At 37.1% G+C, this 18,743-nt stretch carries 18 protein-coding genes; 10 read left to right on the top strand and 8 right to left on the bottom strand.

Annotation, left to right across the window (positions count from 1 at the left end):
* The first annotated feature begins 255 nt into the window (after positions 1-255).
* The 4 genes from PX700_RS02000 to PX700_RS01985 all read left to right on the top strand — a co-directional run bounded on the left by PX700_RS02000 (position 256) and on the right by PX700_RS01985 (position 5,996).
* A complete protein-coding gene (locus tag PX700_RS02000) occupies positions 256-672 on the top strand; it encodes a hypothetical protein (protein ID WP_479519701.1) in 417 nt (138 codons plus the stop codon).
* A gap of 507 nt (positions 673-1,179) precedes the next feature.
* Positions 1,180-3,318: an ATP-dependent nuclease gene (locus PX700_RS01995; RefSeq protein ID WP_479519700.1), complete on the top strand. Its 2,139-nt coding sequence runs from the start codon at positions 1,180-1,182 to the stop codon at positions 3,316-3,318.
* Positions 3,318-5,150: a UvrD-helicase domain-containing protein gene (locus PX700_RS01990; protein ID WP_479519699.1), complete on the top strand. Its 1,833-nt coding sequence runs from the start codon at positions 3,318-3,320 to the stop codon at positions 5,148-5,150. The genes PX700_RS01995 and PX700_RS01990 overlap by 1 nt, the downstream gene beginning before the upstream one ends.
* Positions 5,151-5,477: 327 nt before the next feature.
* The gene (locus PX700_RS01985; RefSeq protein WP_479519698.1) at positions 5,478-5,996 is read left to right on the top strand and encodes a GNAT family N-acetyltransferase; all 519 of its coding nucleotides are present in this window, start codon (positions 5,478-5,480) and stop codon (positions 5,994-5,996) included.
* Between the two features lie 676 nt (positions 5,997-6,672).
* Here the strand turns inward: PX700_RS01985 and bcp are convergent.
* Both bcp and PX700_RS01975 read right to left on the bottom strand, forming a co-directional pair.
* On the bottom strand, positions 6,673-7,152 hold the full coding sequence (bcp, locus tag PX700_RS01980; protein WP_002963124.1) for a thioredoxin-dependent thiol peroxidase: 480 nt from the start codon (positions 7,150-7,152) through the stop codon (positions 6,673-6,675).
* An 11-nt stretch (positions 7,153-7,163) separates the two neighbouring features.
* Positions 7,164-7,697 (bottom strand): glycine cleavage system transcriptional repressor, encoded by a 534-nt coding sequence (locus PX700_RS01975; protein WP_479519697.1) that lies wholly within the window; start codon positions 7,695-7,697, stop codon positions 7,164-7,166.
* 359 nt (positions 7,698-8,056) lie between these two features.
* Between PX700_RS01975 and bamC the strand changes: the two genes are divergently transcribed.
* Both bamC and PX700_RS01965 read left to right on the top strand, forming a co-directional pair.
* Positions 8,057-9,118, top strand: a complete 1,062-nt coding sequence (gene bamC, locus PX700_RS01970) for an outer membrane protein assembly factor BamC (protein ID WP_479519696.1) — start codon at positions 8,057-8,059, stop codon at positions 9,116-9,118.
* Positions 9,119-9,184: 66 nt separating this feature from the next.
* On the top strand, positions 9,185-10,555 hold the full coding sequence (locus tag PX700_RS01965; RefSeq protein ID WP_479519695.1) for a YjiH family protein: 1,371 nt from the start codon (positions 9,185-9,187) through the stop codon (positions 10,553-10,555).
* Between the two features lie 30 nt (positions 10,556-10,585).
* On the opposite strand, the gene PX700_RS01960 is transcribed toward PX700_RS01965, so the two are convergent.
* Positions 10,586-10,732 carry a DUF2897 family protein gene (locus PX700_RS01960; protein WP_415638407.1) on the bottom strand — a complete coding sequence of 49 codons (147 nt, stop codon included), beginning with the start codon at positions 10,730-10,732 and terminating at the stop codon, positions 10,586-10,588.
* A gap of 106 nt (positions 10,733-10,838) precedes the next feature.
* A complete protein-coding gene (locus tag PX700_RS01955) occupies positions 10,839-11,375 on the bottom strand; it encodes an acyloxyacyl hydrolase (RefSeq protein ID WP_415638408.1) in 537 nt (178 codons plus the stop codon).
* 245 nt (positions 11,376-11,620) lie between these two features.
* On the opposite strand from PX700_RS01955, the gene PX700_RS01950 reads away from it, so the two are divergent.
* Positions 11,621-12,214 carry an MlaC/ttg2D family ABC transporter substrate-binding protein gene (locus tag PX700_RS01950; protein WP_415638409.1) on the top strand — a complete coding sequence of 198 codons (594 nt, stop codon included), beginning with the start codon at positions 11,621-11,623 and terminating at the stop codon, positions 12,212-12,214.
* Positions 12,215-12,457: 243 nt separating this feature from the next.
* Positions 12,458-13,795, top strand: a complete 1,338-nt coding sequence (locus PX700_RS01945) for an ankyrin repeat domain-containing protein (RefSeq protein ID WP_415638410.1) — start codon at positions 12,458-12,460, stop codon at positions 13,793-13,795.
* 260 nt (positions 13,796-14,055) lie between these two features.
* Here PX700_RS01945 and PX700_RS01940 read toward each other — a convergent pair whose 3' ends face one another.
* From PX700_RS01940 to bepA, 4 genes are read right to left on the bottom strand one after another with little or no spacing between them, the layout of a single operon-like run.
* Positions 14,056-14,499 (bottom strand): DUF2069 domain-containing protein, encoded by a 444-nt coding sequence (locus PX700_RS01940; RefSeq protein ID WP_479519694.1) that lies wholly within the window; start codon positions 14,497-14,499, stop codon positions 14,056-14,058.
* The gene (gene wrbA, locus PX700_RS01935) at positions 14,496-15,050 is read right to left on the bottom strand and encodes an NAD(P)H:quinone oxidoreductase (protein WP_479519693.1); all 555 of its coding nucleotides are present in this window, start codon (positions 15,048-15,050) and stop codon (positions 14,496-14,498) included. Before wrbA ends, PX700_RS01940 begins: the two co-directional genes overlap by 4 nt.
* Positions 15,050-15,397 (bottom strand): arsenate reductase (glutaredoxin), encoded by a 348-nt coding sequence (gene arsC, locus PX700_RS01930; protein WP_479519692.1) that lies wholly within the window; start codon positions 15,395-15,397, stop codon positions 15,050-15,052. The genes wrbA and arsC overlap by 1 nt, the downstream gene beginning before the upstream one ends.
* A gap of 53 nt (positions 15,398-15,450) precedes the next feature.
* Entirely contained in the window at positions 15,451-16,908 is a 1,458-nt protein-coding gene (bepA, locus tag PX700_RS01925) for a beta-barrel assembly-enhancing protease (RefSeq protein WP_479519691.1), read from the bottom strand.
* A 537-nt stretch (positions 16,909-17,445) separates the two neighbouring features.
* Here bepA and PX700_RS01920 point away from each other — a divergent pair.
* Complete coding sequence (locus tag PX700_RS01920) at positions 17,446-17,664, top strand: hypothetical protein (protein ID WP_165741202.1); 219 nt, start codon at positions 17,446-17,448, stop codon at positions 17,662-17,664.
* Positions 17,657-18,733: an AI-2E family transporter gene (locus PX700_RS01915; RefSeq protein ID WP_479519690.1), complete on the top strand. Its 1,077-nt coding sequence runs from the start codon at positions 17,657-17,659 to the stop codon at positions 18,731-18,733. Before PX700_RS01920 ends, PX700_RS01915 begins: the two co-directional genes overlap by 8 nt.
* Positions 18,734-18,743: the final 10 nt, after the last annotated feature.

The raw sequence follows: 18,743 nt of genomic DNA, 5'->3' as shown, positions 1-18,743 counted from the left end.
TGAAGTCAATATTTGACCCTTTTGGCTTTACCTTTGGCTTTAAAACAGTGGGCAAATTTTATTGACCACTACAATAACCTTATGTAGGCTAAGTGGGTTGATCTGAGTGATGATTTCTTATAGTTGTATTCTTTTAGGCAATATTTTACTCGAATATTTCAACGCTGTAATCCAAGCTAAAGTTGTTAACTTTAGCTTACTTTTTTCCGCCTTTATAAGCATTTTATGACTTCTACAATAAAGAGAGATGCACAAATGAACAAAAATCACTTAATAGCACTTTTATTGCTTTCATTGCTAGGGTGTACATCAAACGCCAAAAGAGATGATAATAAATACTACTTCAATACTAATATTGCACAAAACAACGTAAAAGAATTTTCAATTTCTAAAGAGTTTAAAGAACGAAATAAGCAAGAATCTTCTGGTCGTGAAGGTAGAAAGGGTGGTGGGCGTGAAGGTAGAAATGGTGGTGGCCGTGGAGATCGAAATCAAAATAGTGACCAGACAGGAACAGATAAAAGCAGTAAATTTTATACTCAATTAGAAGTCGCATTAGAAAAAGAATTAGCAAGCAGCAAGTTTTGTACTTCAGGTTATTCAGAAATTGAACGACACAGTAGCCAGGGTTTTTATTCAATTCGCGGACGATGCAACGAATTAAAGAAATAAATAAGAAACTTAGTTCATATTAATTAAAGCGCTTGAAATTAATAAAACTTCAAGCGCTAATGTATGAAATGGTTTAAAAAACTGTCAACAATACGCAGTAGGTGAGTCTTATTAGGGACTAGTGGAACGGCTATCGTTCTTTCTAGGCAGTCAAAGTATGAAGTCAAGATTTGATCCCTCTGGTTTATAAGACAAACAACGTAGGTTGGGTAGAGCGCAGCGAAACCCAACGAACCTGCAATACCCACGCCCCCAATAACCTGCATTATATATTTGAAAACGTAGGTCGGATAAGCGAATCGCCATCCGACATAGTAACGTATTTGAGTTTTTGCGAATATCAACAGCTAATTAATTATGATGTATGAAGTCAAGATTTGACCCTTTGGCTTTCTTTTGATTCAAGGTCTTGTTTCACTTGTGGGTATTGATAAAATAAGTTAGGTTATTGCTTAATAAAAACGTCGCATTTTTGATGTAATTAAATATAAAATCTAAGGATAGAATATGTATCTAAATCGATACTGTTTACGAAATTTTCGTCGATTAGAGGATGTTAATATTCCTCTGGAAGATCAAGATACTATATTTGTGGGTGCAAATAACTCTGGTAAAACATCCGCTACAGCTGCTTTTAGACTTTTTGTTTCACGCAAAGGTGATTTCAAGATTCATGATTTTCCGTCAAATCTAATTCATGAGTTCGACACTTTTGGCTCAACAGAATGTTTCTCTAATGATATAAAACTACCAACTATTGAGCTAGATTTGTGGTTTACAATTGATCCGTCAACAAACTATGGCAGTGTTGCTAAATTTTTGCCGGATTTAGCTTCATTACGCGCAGAAGTAGGAGTCAGGCTATCCTTTTCAGTTAAAGATCTTGAATATTTATATAAGTCATACTTAGAAGTATATCCACGGGCTAAAAAACCTGAGGAAGACGATACTATTCAACAAAAAACGTTATCTCATTATTTAAGTCTAGATTCTAATTTAAAAAAACACTTTTCATTAAAGTATTTTAAACTCGAAAAGATCAAAGAAAACGAACTGTGTATCCACCCTTTAGATGAAATGGATGGGAAAGCAACATTATCTTCATTGTTAAGAGTTGATTACGTTGAAGCCCAACGTAAAATTGATGATGATAGTACGTCGAGAAGTAATCGATTATCTAATGTATTTACGGACTTCTACGAAAGTAATTTATCTAAGCACGAAAACAGTATTGAATCACAAAGAGTCATTGAACAGAGCAATACTGAGTTATCTTCGCATTATAAACAAGAGTTTAGCTCGCTTATAAAAACCATAAGCGATTTGGGCTTTCCAGCAACTAATGATCGTGAATTACAGATAATTTCAAACCTTAATGCTGAACAGGCTTTGAGTGGTAGTGCTGTTTTAACATATATTGATAAAGATACAAATCATGCATTACCAGAAGCGTATAATGGTTTAGGCTTTAAAAATTTAATATTCATGGCTATACAAATAGCTCACTTTCAGATTCAGTGGTTTAATACTGAAACTAATAGACCTCTTTGCCAAGTGATATTTATTGAAGAACCTGAGGCTCATTTACATGCTCAGATACAGCAGGTGTTTATACGAAAAATTAGGGATGTTATTAAAAGAACAACGGAAGATCTTGGTTGCCTTAAGCACGTTCCACAGCTTGTGATTACTTCTCATTCATCTCATATAATTGCTGAATCTGATTTCAGTTCTATTAGGTACTTTCAACGCTGTAATTTACCTAAGACCTCTATATCGAAACTACAATCAAGCAAAGTTCTAAATTTGGCTCAGTTTGAGTTCGATAAAGATGAACAAGAGAATTTGGAGTTTTTAAAGAAGTATTTGGCTTTAACTCATTGTGATCTGTTTTTTTCTGATGCTATTATTCTGATAGAGGGTACTGTCGAACGATTATTGATGCCCCAAATAATCAAAACCCATTTCGATGAGTTACAATCAGCATACATCACAATTCTTGAGCTTGGTGGAGCTTATTCTCATAAGTTTGCTTCTCTACTTAGGTTCTTGAATTTACCTACATTAATAATTACAGATCTAGACTCAGTAGACCCATCGAATAACCGTAAATCTTGTCGAGCTGATACTGTTGACTCAGTCACGAGTAATGCATCCATAAAAGCTTTATTACTTGGTTGGAAAAAAACATTTAAGAAGGCTGAGTCGGAAGAAGAAGCTATTTATAAAGAAAAAACGAAAATCACTTATTTAAATTCGATGACAAATGAAGATAAAAAAGTTTTGAATTCATCTTTATATGTCACATTTCAGCAACCTGTTTCAGTGCTTTGTTATGGCGACAATAAGATGATGACCCCCAGAACGTTTGAAGAGGCTTTTATTTATGAAAATTTTGTTAATATTAGAAGTGGTAAAATTGATGCTTTAATAGCACTACCCGACAAATTGGATTATGAAGCAGACTATGAGCATGTCTTCAGCGAAGTTAGTCTTAACTTTAAGAAAGTTGAATTTGCTCTTAAGCAAATTGAAAATTCAAATAACTGGATTGTTCCTAGCTATATATCTGAAGGATTAGAATGGCTATCTAAAGAATTAAAACGTGTAAAACCAGATGACATTGCCTCTGTTGGGAATAAATAATGTTTTTTAAAGATTCAATAGCAGATAAGAGAATTAAGCGTTGTATAGATAATACAAATAACTTTACTGTTGTAGCGGGGGCTGGTTCAGGAAAAACAGGATCATTGATCAAATCACTTGCATATGTGCGCTCAACATCTGGTTCTACATTAAGATCTAAAGGACAGAAAGTAGCTTGTATTACTTACACGAATGCCGCTGTGGAAGTTATTAAAAAGCGAACTGATTTAGATGATTTGTTTTGGGTTTCAACAATACACGGCTTTCTATGGTCGTTAGTCAAGTTATATCAGAAAGATATAAAGAGCATCATTAAATCAGAGTTACTACCTGGAAGAATAGTTAAGAAAAGAAAAGATGATAATGGAGGGAATAGCAAAGAAGCTAAAAAAGCCAGAAAACAGTTGATTCGATTAGAAAGTGCGCTAGAAGTAATAGATTCAGTTAGTACATTTCATTATGATGATAGTGGTCGTCGTGATTATGCTTCAGGCCGTTTAGACCATGATGATGTAATAGATCTTTCCTCTTTAATGATTTTACGGCTTGAAAATTTACAAAAAATTATTGGTCAAAACTATCCTTATATATTTATAGATGAAGCTCAAGATACTTTCCCTAATGTAATAGATGCATTAAATGCAGTTACTGCTAATGATGGCTTACCAATGATTGGCTATTTTGGCGATCCTATGCAACAAATATACGAAAAAAGGGCTGGGCAATTTTCAGCCCCTGAAGGTGCAGAACTTATAAATAAAGAAGAAAATTTCAGGTGTTCAATTGAAGTTATTAAACTTTTAAATGCTATTCGTCCAAAACTAAAGCAAAAACCTGGCAATAAAAATGTTATTGGCAGTGTGGAAATCCGCTTAATAAAAGCAAAGGCTGGTGAAGGTAATAGAAAAACATATAGTGAGCAGCAAAAAGAAGATGCTGTACAAGAATTTGATAAAGCTTTATTGCATTTTGGTTGGTCACAGGATAATGATGTAAAGAGATTGTTTCTTACTCGACAAATGATAGCTCACCGTTTAGGTTTCTCTTCACTTAATAGACTATTTACAGGTATTTACTCTTCAAAATCATCGGAAGATGCTTTCAAAGAAGGAAAGCATTTTTTAGTTCGTCCTTTTGTTGAGACAATCATTCCATTAATGGAGGCTTTTCAGCAAAATGATTGGGCCGAAATAACACAAATAATGAGAAAGAATAGCCCGCTTTTAGACCCTACAGGAGAAAGTGAACATAAGACACTGAAACAAGTATCTGATGAATTAAAAATTGCTATTAATCAATTATTCAAAGCCTGGACAGAAAATACAATACGGGTAATATTACAAATAGCTATTCAATATAAAATTATTTCTTCATCTGAAAAATTAACCGATCATCTAGAAAGATCGCCTAGAGTTGAGGATTATAATGAGGTTGAACATATTATAGAAAAAGGAGATTGGTTAGCAGATCTATTCTTTGAGCTTAAGACTTCTGAACTTACCAAATATCAGCACTTTGTACTTAAGCTGACACCTTATAGTACACAGCATGGTGTAAAAGGGGATGAATTTAGTAAGGTTCTTGTAGTTTTTGATGATACTGAAGCAAGTTGGAATAATTATAGCTTTTCTAAATTGTTAACTCCCCTAGCGGCTGGAAAAGAACCAACAGATGGTCAAAAAACCAAAAGCTTAAATTTAGCCTATGTCAGTTTTTCTAGGGCAGAGAAAGATCTTCGTATCATTTTATTTACCCCTGATCCTAGCCAAGCAAAGAATGAATTAATTGCTTCTAAATTATTTAGCAATGCTCAAATAACAATTCAAAATTAAATTATCACTTTGAATAAGTTACATTTACCCTAACTACTTAGGTAAATGTAACTATCTAATGAATTTCCACGCTTACTTATTGAAATCTGTAGAAACCAAAGGCATCAAGCCTTGACTTCATGCATCAAAACTATCGATTGCATATTCATACCTTGAACATGCTTTTTTAGTAACTAACATAAAAAGCGTTGCCCTAGAGTAATACTTTTCTGTATCTTTTTAATAGCTCAAAGGCTATTCAGTCATTAAATAAGCTAGGGGCTACTTAATAGTGATCTTTAGCTTTAAATTTATGACTATAAAATCAATACTCACAAGGAAGAGCACTTGCATATCGAAATTGCAGTACACATTAAATTAGCTCCTTTAGTGGAAAGCGATGCTGCGGACATTTTAAAGACTGTTAATCTAAGTCGGGCAAGTTTAGGTGAATTTTTGCCTTGGGTAGAAGGGGTAAACAATATTGAATCAGCTAAAAAGTACATACTCGACAGAGTAAACAGCGGGCTTAATGGTTCGCGGTGGTTTAAAATTTATTATAAAGATAATCTGAGTGGTGTTTTTGCAGTTAAGTCTATTTGTCCTGAGTTGAATGTAGCGGAACTTGGTTACTGGTTAAGTAGTGATGCACAAGGCAATGGTATTATCAGTCAAGTAATTACAAGAGTGCCAAACATACTCAAAAATACAAGCGCTAAAGTCATTGAGTTTAGATGCTTAGAACAAAATGTAGCTAGTATTAAAATTGCTTTAAAATCAGGCGCAAGTTTAGTTGGTACTATTCCAAACTTTGTATCGGTTGATAATACACTACAACAACTTAATATATACCAGGTGGATTTGTGAATAATCCTGACTACCACACCCACCAGTAATAACTCCGTCTACTTAATTACTTTTCTCATCAATCTCTTTCCCGCAATTATAACAATTGTTAGTGGGGAGCTTATAACTAGAAATAGAGTGCATTACTTGGTTTTTCTTACAGGCAGGGCAGGCGTAATTAATTACAGAGATTATAAGTGCAATAGCAAAAACGAAACTACCGATATAAAACGGATTTGAGTAAAATTGCATACTTGGCTCTGAAAAATTAAAACCGATAATACAGATGATTAAGGCAGTTAAATAAAGTTTAAATTTTAGGCTTTTATTCAAGGTTTAAATATCCAATTGGTAAGGGGCTAATAATAAGTGCTTTAGCAGTTTTAACAAATTATTTATTCGATTACTATATTAATACCAACCTGCATAAATCTTTGATAAATTTAACGAATTAAATTGCACTATAACGTCGTTAAAAATTTTTTATTTAGAACAACTAGATACAAAAATTTTTGCCTAGTTCTAGCGTAATTTTCTTAACGTTAAATAGACCCCATATATAAGCAGGTTGGTATAAGTTTTACATAGCGAAAATGTATAGGCATAAAAAAAGCGTTGCCTTTGAGCAACGCTTTTCTGTATTTGTCTAATAGCGGGTAGCTAATTTACCCAACCACTAACTTACTCTGCAGCTAACTTATTCCGCAGCTAAATAATCCAAAACCACTTGGTGGTGATCTTTAGTTTTAAACTTATCAAATAGGTGTTTAATTTTACCGTCTTGGCCTACTAAAAACGTTAGGCGGTGAATGCCATCGTACTCTTTACCCATAAACTTTTTGTAGCCCCATACGCCAAATGCTTCAGCAATGGCATGGTCTTCATCGGCTAATAAATCAAAGTTGAGTTCTTTTTTAGTTTCAAAGTTTTTAAGGCGCTTAATTGGATCTGGGCTAATGCCTACAACGCGGGTGTTAAATTTAGCAAGCTGTGCTTGCTCATCGCGTAGGTTTTCGGCTTGTACAGTACAACCCGGTGTTGACGCTTTAGGGTAAAAGTACACAAGCACTTGTTGCTCTTTTAACAGCTCGCTTAATGTTACTGTTTCGTCGTTTTGGTTTTGTAGGCTAAAAGCGGGTGCAGTATCGCCAGCTTGTAATGGACTAATTGTGTTCATGTTTAGCATCCTTAACGAATTCGTTTATAAATATAATCTACGTTTAGTGTATGAGAAAGGTTTTCAAAACTTACTTTAAATTGATCTATATCTACATCAACCGGAATATTAAATTCGATTTCACAGCGCATTTTGGTATCGACTAGCTCATCGAATGTGTCTGATTTTAACGAGCAAATGCTAATATTGCTGTCGGCAAAAAAGCGCGTTACTTTGCTCAGTGTGCCGGGAGTGTCTATGCCTGTGTATTCAAGCGTGTAACCTGCACAAAACTCTTCAGGTGTATGGCTTGCTGTGCGCTTCATCATGGTTAGTAGGCCAAGTTCCATAGCTTTGGTTGGCAGTCCGTGCTCAATGCGGCTTATTGCCGACATATCGCCGCTGAGTAACATTATAAAGGTAAACTCGCAGCCTAAAATTGCAATGCGGCTGTCAATAATGTTGCAGTGGCAATCGCTAACCAGTTGGGTTAGTTCGCTTACAATACCGGGTCTGTCTTCGCCAATCGCTGTTAAAACAATTTGATGATTTGAAAATGTAGTCATGAGTTCAAATACCTTGTTACTTGAATTATATCAACCGAGTTGGCAACACCAAAAATACACATGAGAGGTTGCACGGCGGCGAAGTTTAACACAAAAAGGGCTCTAAACTACAATGCGGGCTAATTAAGCGCTTTTAAAGTGCGGTGTTTCTTGTTTTTACTGGCACGGGAAAGTACCATAGCTAAAATTTGCTTATTTGCGCTTAGTTTTATCGCTAAGTTGAAGTACTGAACTTTATTGCATTTAGGCAGCCAAATAATAAATGTAAAGTTAATATTGATTTTACACTGAACCAAATCGGCATTACCCACTCATATATTTGTTAAAACAATTAAAGGGTTTGCTAAGGAGAAATATCTGTGCAGTATTGGATCCCAAAAGCACTTGCAGTAAGTGTATTGGTAAGTTTATCAGGGTGTAGTGTATTTATTAATCAAGCACATGACGAGCGTAACTATCGCACGCATGAGCCTGTAAAAGCACCAGCGTCGCTATCTCAACCAGCTCAAGACCCAGTTTATAAAATGGACGTAGGTCAATACGACAACAATCCTGAAGCTACAAATTACCGCCCACCGGCACAAGTATTAACAATTGCAAAAGGCAGTTGGGTAGAAGAAGCAGATAAACAAGCGCGTATTTATTTTGATAAAAACGATGGCATTGCTGATTTAGATGAGTTTCTTTGGGACACGATTCAATCGGTACTTGCTGAGAATAACGCAGGCACAATTAAAGAAGATAAGCTTTTAGGGACAATTGAAACCGATTGGTACTCAATCATTAAAACAGAAGAAAGTTTTTGGTGGTGGGGCGATGAAGTAAACGATGACTTAGAAAAGTTTAGATTCACTATTGAAGAAAAATCACATCAGCGTACAGCGTCTTTACGTGTAGAGCTGATAGATTTTAAAGGTGATAAAACGCTAACCGATTTACTTAAACAGCAGTTAGAAGTTCGTGCGCTTAACCAAGTAGTGAGCGAGTTTGATTACCGTTACCGTCAACTTGAAGTTGATATGCGTAAACGCCAAGGTATTATTTCTCTTGAAATGGGCTTTGATAACAAAGGTAATGCAGCACTTGTAACTGAGCAATCTTACGACGCTGTGTTTGATCGTTTTTCTGGGTTTTTAGAGCGCTTGTCGTTCACTATTGTTGAAGTTAACCCAGATACTGGCTTAATTACTGCTGATTATACTAAACCTGAAAGTAGTGTATGGGATTCAATTTGGGGTGATGAGGTAGCTCAACTACCGATTGATGAAGGCCAATACCAAATTTTAGTAAGTAAAACTAAAGAAGGCGGTACTAGCTTAACGTGGATGGATGACAAAGGCGAAACGCTTGAACCAGGTACTATGAATGGTTTACAAGAAGCATTAGAAGCAGCACTCATTCAGCGCGGCATTAAAATTTAAATAATAATAAGTTTTACCACAAAAAGAGCGCTATGCTCTTTTTGTGGTTTTTATAGGTTAAAAAATATGTCTCAGCTACCTGAACGTTCACACTATACGTGGCGCACTTGGTTTACTTTTTTGGTTCCTTCGTTAATTGGTGTGTTTTTATTTATGACGCCAATTAGTACCTCGCAAGGGATGACCATTCCTATTGCTGTTATGGCAAAAGCAGTTCAAGCAATGATGCTTGGCTCTGGTCAAGCAATTATTACTCTCATTATTTGTATTACAGGGGTTCTTTCTGTAATTACTAAAGTGTTTAAACCCGCCGCTATATGTAACTCACCTTTGTTAAAGCATTTGTTTGATGTGAGCTGGACATGGCTGGTGGTGCGCTTATTTGGTATGGCGTTTGGTTTAATGACGTACTTAAGTTTAGGCAGCGAGATGATTACCTCGGCCAATACTGGCGCGCTGGTATTAAATGACTTATTGCCAGTGTTGTTTTCGGTATTTATTTTAGCGGGCTTATTACTGCCGCTATTAATTAACTTTGGTCTACTAGAGCTTGCTGGTACGTTAATGACTAAAGTCATGCGCCCTGTATTTGGCGTACCGGGTAGAAGCGCGGTTGACTGTACTGCATCATGGTTAGGTGATGGTAGTGTAGGTATTTTGATGACTGCAAAGCAGTACGATCAAAAACACTATACACAACGTGAAGCGGCTATTATTGGTACTACGTTTTCAGCGGTTTCAATTACGTTTAGTTTAGTGGTGCTTGGACAAGTTAAACTTGAATACCTATTTGCTCCGTTTTACGCAACGGTATGTTTAGCCGGTATTGTTGCCGCTATTATTGTGCCGCGATTACCACCACTTCGCTTTAAAAAAGATTTACTAATTGATGGCACTGAACCAGATAGAGACGCTGAGACAATTCCGGGCCATAAAACTTTATTTAGCCATTCGTTAGATGTTGCATTAGCTAAAGCTGATAACTCAACAGGTGTTAAAGGCACTATAAAAGAGGGCGTACACAACGCGCTTGATATGGTATTTGGTGTACTGCCTGTGGTTATGGCCGTAGGTACATTTGCACTGATCATTGCTGAGCACACGCCTATATTTGAGTATTTAGGTATGCCGTTTGTGCCATTTTTAGAGTTATTGCAAATCCCAGAAGCGGCAGCCGCGTCACAAACTATTATGGTTGGTTTTGCTGATATGTTTATTCCATCAATATTAGCAGCAGGTACAATTGAAAGTGATATAACGCGCTTTATTATTGCAGCAATGAGTGTAACTCAGCTTATTTATATGTCTGAGGTGGGCGCACTTTTACTTGGCAGTAAAATACCGGTAAATATTTTAGAGTTATTTATTATATTTATTTTGCGAACGCTAATTACTTTACCTGTTATTGCGCTGATGGCGCATTGGTTAGTAGGCTAGGTTTAGCACGTATTAAAAAGCCCTGATTAATCAGGGCTTTTTTGTGTCTGTTGTATTTTTTATATTGGCGCCGGACTTTTTAAACTCAGTTTTTGCAGAGAGTCTAATCAGCGCAATATTACCAATAATAATGGCAAAAACAACGGCGACAATAATTACAATATGCCAAGTTTGCATCGCAGTATCACTTAATATTTAGTACTTTAAGTGTGACTGTTTTACACTATAACAGCAATTAAATTACTCAAAACATAATCAATAACTTTAAACACAATCAATAACGTTAAAAACGTCTAGCTACCGAAAGCGTTAAAAAGTTAAGCCCTGGGTTTGGATTTTTAAAGCCTGCGTTTGAATAGTGAATTACTCTTAGGGCAACGTTAGTGTGACCTAAGTCGGCAACAAGGCCTATTCGGTCTTCGAACTGGTAGTGAGTGCTTATGTTTTTACCGGCAAACTGCGTTTCATCAATAAGTGATACACCAATCCCTGCTTCTACATAAAATGGGGTATTGTTAAAACTAAATACAGGAAACTGCAGTACAGGTGACATAGCAAGTACTAGGTTTGATTGTGTTTCATCGCCATGGCGGTATTCCCACATATTTACGCTGGTTTCAAAGTAAAAGCGTGCATCACCAATAAGGTTTTGCATACTCGGCGCATGATACTGATACGCAAGCTTAACGCCATTTACGTTGCCTTCGCCTTTAAGAAAATCAACGGCATAACCGTGATTCGATTGAGCAAAAGCAAGTTTGCCAAAAAGTGAAACTACTAATACTAAAGAGATAAAAAGTGTTTTAAGTGACGTTTTCATAGGTGCCAATTGTTTGTTTAGTTCAAAGTGATAACTAAATGATAAGGGCGATCTGTTAACAATTACAATGAGGACAAAATGCCGGTTGTATATAGGCTGTTAATGTAGGTTTGTAACTGCTTGAATTTTCATTGTTTATTCAATTGGTGCAATTTGAGCATTAATAAATTGCTTATTTGTGCCTTTTTTGTTGCGTATAGAACGGGTAAATTACAACCATCTTAATCACACAGACATATACAATTATGAAACTCTTTAAACTATTCGTTTTAGCCACTGCTTTTTTTAGTGGTTCGTTATTTGCACAAGCTCAGCAATCGCCTGATCAGTTATTAGAATCAGTAGCAGATAAACTTTTTGCAGACATTGGTCAAGTAAACTCAAAAGGGACAGCTAGCAAAGATGCGATGGCTGCCATTGTTGAAAAACGTTTAATGCCACACATTGATGTTAAGTTTGTGTCGTTTAAATTATTAGGTAAACACATTAAAGGTATTGAGCGCGAGCAAGCTGTTCAATTTATAGATGCAGTAGAGCATTACTTAACAGGCACGTACGCCGGTGCACTAATGAAGTACACAGGCCAAAAAGTTGTATTTGAGCGTAACAACGCAAAAAGCGACTCTGAGTACGCAACAGTTAATACGCAAATTATTGAGCCAAATGCGCCTACAATCGACTTGAGCTTTAAGCTTCGTTTAGGTAAAAACGATGAGTGGAAAGTATACGATATTGTTGCCGAAGGTATTTCACTATTAAGTGCTAAGCAAAAAGAGATTATTCAACGCATTTCTGAAGTGGGTTTAGATCAAGTTATTAGCGAATTAAAAAGTAAATAGACTATTTGTCTGGCTCTGATTAAGCCCAACCCCAACCTCACAAACGGCCAAGTACTTATGTACTTGGCCGTTTTTATATTCTTGTCTACTGTAATCCTAAAGGATTGTTGTTATTGCTCAATTTTGCGCTAGCAGCAAAACAAAGGTGTGCTAGAATATCGGCACTTTGATTAAGCGTGGTGTCAGCTAAAAACTGATATAACTTACCACCCCCCCAAGCCACACTGGAGTTGTGTTGTTTTAATGGAAAATGTACTGATTTGGCCAAAGGAATACCCATTACTCATTAAAGGACTAGTAGAACAAAACGGTGCCTTTATTTTAGATGCTTTGGAAGCCTGGCCTGCTTGTCGTTCTACAAATGAAGATGATGGTGTATGCACCACCGTGTTGCCGCCTATTTATTACTTGGCATGGCTAACCCCGCTAGAACCATTTGAAGAATGTTACTTTCAACATATTTCTGAGTATGACGAAGACGGACAAGCGTATATTAGTGCGGTTAAAAGCCATTACTATGATAATGAATTTACCCCTGAAAGCTTAGTACTTATGTTGTGTCAACGTCTTGAAAAATATGCAAGTGTGGCTGCACAAAATACCATAGATACACCACTGTCTTTAGTCGATTTGTTTTTTAGTAAACGCTATTTTACGTTAATTGAGCATGCGCTAAATAATAGCAGTAAACTTTCAGCAAAGGATACATTAGCCCTTTGGAAAGAAGTTGACTTTAGAGAGCGTTTAAGTGCGTATATTCCAGAGTCTATTGCTGATTTAGAAATGCTTAGTGAACTTGCCAGCGAAAAAGTGGCATCAGGGAAAGACTACTTTACGTTGCTTACACAGGTTTCTCCTGATGTTGACTCTGTTGTACTGCTAGAAAAAGCATTATTAACGCACCTACGTAAAAAAACAGCCAAGCAAACAATGGCAATGCGTTTTATTGAGCAAGGCGCTACCGGTGTTCTTGCTGATGAAAACAATAAAACAGCCTTTATGTGGGCCGCGGAAAAAGGCTTTGTAAATGTGGTTGAAACGCTACTTGCAAAGCAAGACAAAAAAGCGGTTGATGATTTAGGTAACACAGCGCTTCATTATGCCGTATTTGCTAAAAATGAATCGTTAATGGTGCTGCTTATTAAAGCGGGCTATAACTTTAGAGCGCGCAATAAAGAAGGCTTAAGTTGTTACCGTTTGGCGGTTAGTATTAAAGCTAATAACTTGGTTAAATGTTTAGAGCGTGACTTTGGTATTAAAGAGCTTTCGCCGGAAGGGCAATTTGATCGTATTAAAAAAGTACATGTGCTGCACGCTATTGTCACTATATTGCTGCCTTTGCAGTTGTTCTTCTTTTTTGATGAAACACTCTCCATTAAAAGTGAGCTGACGCTGAGTTTATCTATGGCGGCAGTGATTTGTTTTTTCTTTGCGACTACCTTAAAACGCTGTGCGTTATATCCACATATTAAACACCCTTGGGGTTTATTTGTACTTAGAGGCTTTTCGTTTATTAGCTTAATTGCTCAAATAGGGTTGGCGAGTATTGTGGTGCTAGCTGCCTTAAGTGATTTAGTTTAGTCACTTTTAAACAGCTAATAAAAAACGCGCTTAAAGTAATTTAAGCGCGTTTTTTGTTTATAGTATTTATGGGTGGTCTAATCGGTTTAAGTAATACCAACCTGCATAAATATTTTATCAATTTAACGAATTAAATTGCACTATAACGTTGTTAAAAATTTTTTATTTAGAACAACTAGATATAAAAATTTTTGCCTAGTTATAGCGTAATTTTCTTAACGTTAAATAGACCCCTTATATAAGCAGATTGGTATAAGAGGCTATTTACCGTGCTCATTTGCTGCTTTTTCTTCAGCTAGTTCTTCTTTAAGCTTACGGATTTTTAATCCTAACTCTTGTCCTCGGTGTCTTGCATAGTAAGTACAACCAATAAACATAGCAGAGGCAAATACAAGCTCTAGCAATACCCAAATTAATTCATCTGGTGCAACCCATAACATTGTAAGCCCGTGTATAAAATACAGCATTACAATAAAGTTAGCCCACGCGTAAGTATAAGTGTTGTCTTTTATTATCCCTCTAAGCGGGAGTAATAACGGAATGATTGGTAGAAAAAGCGACACCACATCAAGAGGGGCTTCTTGAGGGGGGACTGCATACATCCACAGTGGCATTAAAATAAATAATCCAATGTAGCCAAAGAGTGCTGTGCGCTGGAATTTTATCGTAATCGGCTTTTTAGCTGGGTTGTCAGCTGTATTCATTTTAGTTTTCTCGCAATGTGAGTAAGGCGTTTACCAACGCTTTGGCATATTTTAATTTCGTCTTTGCTTAGTTGTGCACTGTTAGCGCTGCCAGCAACGTGTGTTGCACCATATGGCGTTCCACCCGTTTGTGTTGCAAGTAGTTCGGGTACATCGTACGGCACGCCCAGTAGCATCATACCGTGGTGTAATAGTGGCAGAGATAAGTTAAGTAAGGTTGCTTCATTACCACCATGCATACTGCTTGATGACGAAAACACACAGGCTGGTTTATCGATTAATTGGCCTTTTAGCCATAAATCGCTGGTGGTTTCCCAAAAGCTTTTTGCTTGGGAGGCCATCATGCCAAATCGGGTTGGTGTACCAAATGCTAAACCATCACAATTAATTAAATCATCTTTGGTGATCACAATGTCGTGTGCATTTTTAGCCACAAAGGTGCGAAGCAGTGCTGTAGCGTCTTGTTGCTCTATCGACTCTGCTATTTCGTGAGCCATTGCTTCAACTGAGCCATGGCTTGAGTGGTATAACACCACTATGGTTGCACTCATTATAAAACGCTTAGTACGTTTTCAGGCGGGCGACCAATCGCTGCTCTATTGTTATTAACAACAATTGGGCGTTCAATTAGCTTTGGATTTTGTACCATGGCATCTACTAATGCTGACTCACTGCTTTCATCTTTCAAATTAAGTTCTTTGTAGGCATCTTCTTTAGTGCGCATTAGTTCGCGTACTGATGAAAAACCAAGCTGGCTTACAAGCGTTGATATTTGCTCGCGATTAAGAGGCGTTTTTAAATACTCTACAATATTTGGCTCTACCGCTTTACTTTGCAGTAGCGCTAGCGTTTCGCGCGATTTAGAGCAGCGAGGGTTGTGGTAAATAGTAACAGACATAAAATGATTCCAAAGTGTGAATTGCGTCTATTTTAGGGTAAGCGCTTGCAGACTTAAAGCCTCGCAAGCTCTTTTTGTAAAAGTCGATACTGGGTAAGTAGTGCTTTTAAACGCTGTTGTTTTACAAGCTCTGTTGATTCTACGAAATTAAGCGCTTTTTGGATTTCATCGGCGGCTTTTAAGTAAGCACCATATTGCGCTAATACATCAGCATTTGCTTCGTGGTAAGAGGCTAATTTATCTTGTTTTTTATACGCATCAGCAAGAAGTTGTTTACCCAGGTTGTGATCGGGCTTTTCAAGCAAAAAGCTTTTAAGTATATTTTCAGCAAGTTCGTACTGCTCAGCTTCAAGTGCAGCGTTGGCGTAGTTAAGCGTAATCACCTGATTATTAGGACGATACTGATTTAAATCAGCTAAAAATTTAACGGCTTCTCCCGCTTTTTTTTGTGCGATGAGTAAATCGGTATGAGTATCTATATAGAATAGGTTTTTAGGATCGTTTTTTAAAAGCTCATCTAACATTGGGGCCGCTTCATCAAGCTTTTTTTGATCAAGTAAACTAATAGCCAAACCGTATTTTAATGCTGTGTTGTTGTAGGTATTTTCGCGAAGGAGCTTTCTAAATAGCTCTTCCGCTTTTTCTGGTTTGTTGTAATAACGTGCCAGTACGCGACTTTTTGCTAAATTAAACTCAAGGCTCGCGTTTATATGGCGCTGAGGATACTGCTCTGCACGCAATCGTACATCTGATACACGACTCTCTGGTAATGGGTGAGTCAGCAAAAACGCCGGTGGCTTGTATTTATAGCGAATTTGCGCTGCAAGTTTAGTTAAAAACTCGCTCGATGCACGTGCATCAAAACCCGCATTATTAAGAGTTTGCATACCAATACGGTCGGCTTCTTGCTCGGCTGAGCGGCTATGCGTTAATTGACTAAAAGCAGATTGCGATTGGCTCGCTGATATAATGGCAATGCCCGCGTCGGGTGCAACAACGGTTGCGAGTATTCCGGCAATCATACCGGCAATGGTCAGTGCGCTGTTATCTTGTTGTTGTTGAATTCTACGTGCTAAGTGGCGCTGTGTTACGTGCGCAATTTCGTGACCAAGTACCGAGGCAAACTGGCTCTCGTTATCGGCTTGAGCTATTAGCCCTGTATGCACACCTACATGCCCGCCATAAAACGCAAACGCGTTTATTTCTGAATTGTTTATCCAAAAAAATGAAAACGGAAAGCGTACATCGTTAGCATTCGCAACGAGTTTACGGCCAATAGTGGTCAGGTATTCATCAAGCACCGGGTCGTTTATAACGGGCGATGAGCCGCGTATTTGCATCATCATTACTTCGCCAATAGCTTTTTCTTTTTCAAGTGGCAGCGCTTGTAATGCAGACGTTCCTAAATCAGGAAGAGTAAAGTTAGTTTGCGCTTTTAAAGGTTCGCTTACTAATAAGCTAAACGTAAGCGTGGCACTGCATAAAGTGATAAATGCTGATTTTAGCTGCATTTTATTCCTTGTTAATTGGTTCGCCAATTGCAATTTTGGCTATGTCTATTTCGTCACTGCTTGCACGGCTGTCTTTTTCGCACAATTGGTATAGTTCTTTCATTGTGACTCCATCAAGCTTTACAACGTTCAATTCTCGCTGCAAAAAAGTAATAATTTTATGTACTACTTAATATGTTGGCTAACAATAACATTTTTACGCAAAAGGCTGTATTAAAGCTCGAGACGTTTATCTATAAATATGTGGTTTAGAGCGATACAGAGGTGTTTTTTGATGTATATTTCAGTAAAGCTATTTCGGCAGTTCGATACAATTAAATTTTTTAAAGCAATTAATCTCTTTGAGTGTTGGATTACTTGGTAGTTGCGCTTTATTATGCGTTCCAGGCATTAACTTATCCTTACTGCTAGTTATGTTATAAGGATAAACTATTGCAGGTGTTGTTTTAAAAAAAAGTTACAACGGTTCACGTTTTATAAATACGTAGACCGACAATATGGGACTTATTATTCATTTACTATACGGATAAAGTAGTTATGGTGGAGCGCGATTTAAAAGAGTTTGAGTGTCCTCAGCAATTTGTGCAGTTTAAACTTGCGCTACGAAGTGCACAGTCATCAAAACACCGCATCACTTTTAGTCTTAATAAAGGTGAAAGTGCGAACGATATTGAACGTTTTTTGCAAAAAAATGCTTATAGTTACAATTTTGATAAACAACGTGGGTTGTTATTAGTGGAGCCATTACATGTTTGAATACGTAAAAACATGGTACGAAAGGAAGTTCTCGGATCCTCATTCGTCTACCTTATTATTTTTATTACTAGCCTCCGTTGCCTTACTTTACTTTTTTGGCTCGTTAATTGTTCCTGTGCTTGTGGCATTAGTTATTGCTTATTTACTTGATTGGCCGGTTGTTCATTTAGAGCGCGTTGGCTTAAAACGTTTTACTGCAACGATTATTGTAATGTTGATATTTATTAGCATTATGCTCACCCTTATTTTAGTTATTGGCCCTGTACTTTGGAAGCAAACCAGTAACTTAGTGCAAGAAACCCCGCATATGTTAGAGCAGGGTAAGTCTTATTTAATGGCTTTACCTGAACAATACCCAAGTTTAATTAATATAGATCAAGTGCAAGCTATTGTTGCAACGGTAGAGGCTAAAATAATCGAGTTTGGTCAGGCTGTACTGTCGTTTTCACTAACCTCTTTAAAAGATGTTGTTGCATGGCTTATTTACTTAGTGCTTGTGCCGTTGCTGGTGTTTTTTATGCTCAAAGATAAGCTTGAACTAACGGGCAGTATCGCTAAATTGATCCCGCAGCAACGACGTTTAATTTTGCAAGTGTGGCACGAAATGAATCAACAAATTATGAATTACATTCGCGGTAAAGTGTTTGAAATTTTGATTGTTGGTGGTGTGTCGTTTATTGCATTTACTGTTTTAGATTTACGTTACGCTGCGTTACTTGGCGTGCTTGTGGGTTTGTCAGTGTTAATTCCATTTATTGGTGCGGCACTGGTTACGATTCCGGTAGCGGCAGTTGCGCTGTTTCAATTTGGATTAGAAACCCAGTTTTGGACCATTTTAATTATTTATGGAATTATTCAGGCGCTTGATGGCAACGTACTTGTGCCACTGTTGTTTTCTGAGGCGGTTGATTTAAATCCGGTGTTTATAATTGTCGCTGTATTATTTTTTGGTGGCTTGTGGGGGTTTTGGGGCGTATTTTTTGCCATCCCGTTGGCTTCATTAGTAAAAGCGCTTATAACAGCGTGGTCGTCTACGCATGAAGAGATAAGTAAAGAGCTCAGTGAATAGTTACGTAAAC

This window comes from Pseudoalteromonas sp. TP27 (assembly GCF_056470645.1).
The sequence above is the reverse complement of the archived record's forward strand: the minus strand, read 5'-3'. Positions and strand labels throughout refer to the sequence as shown.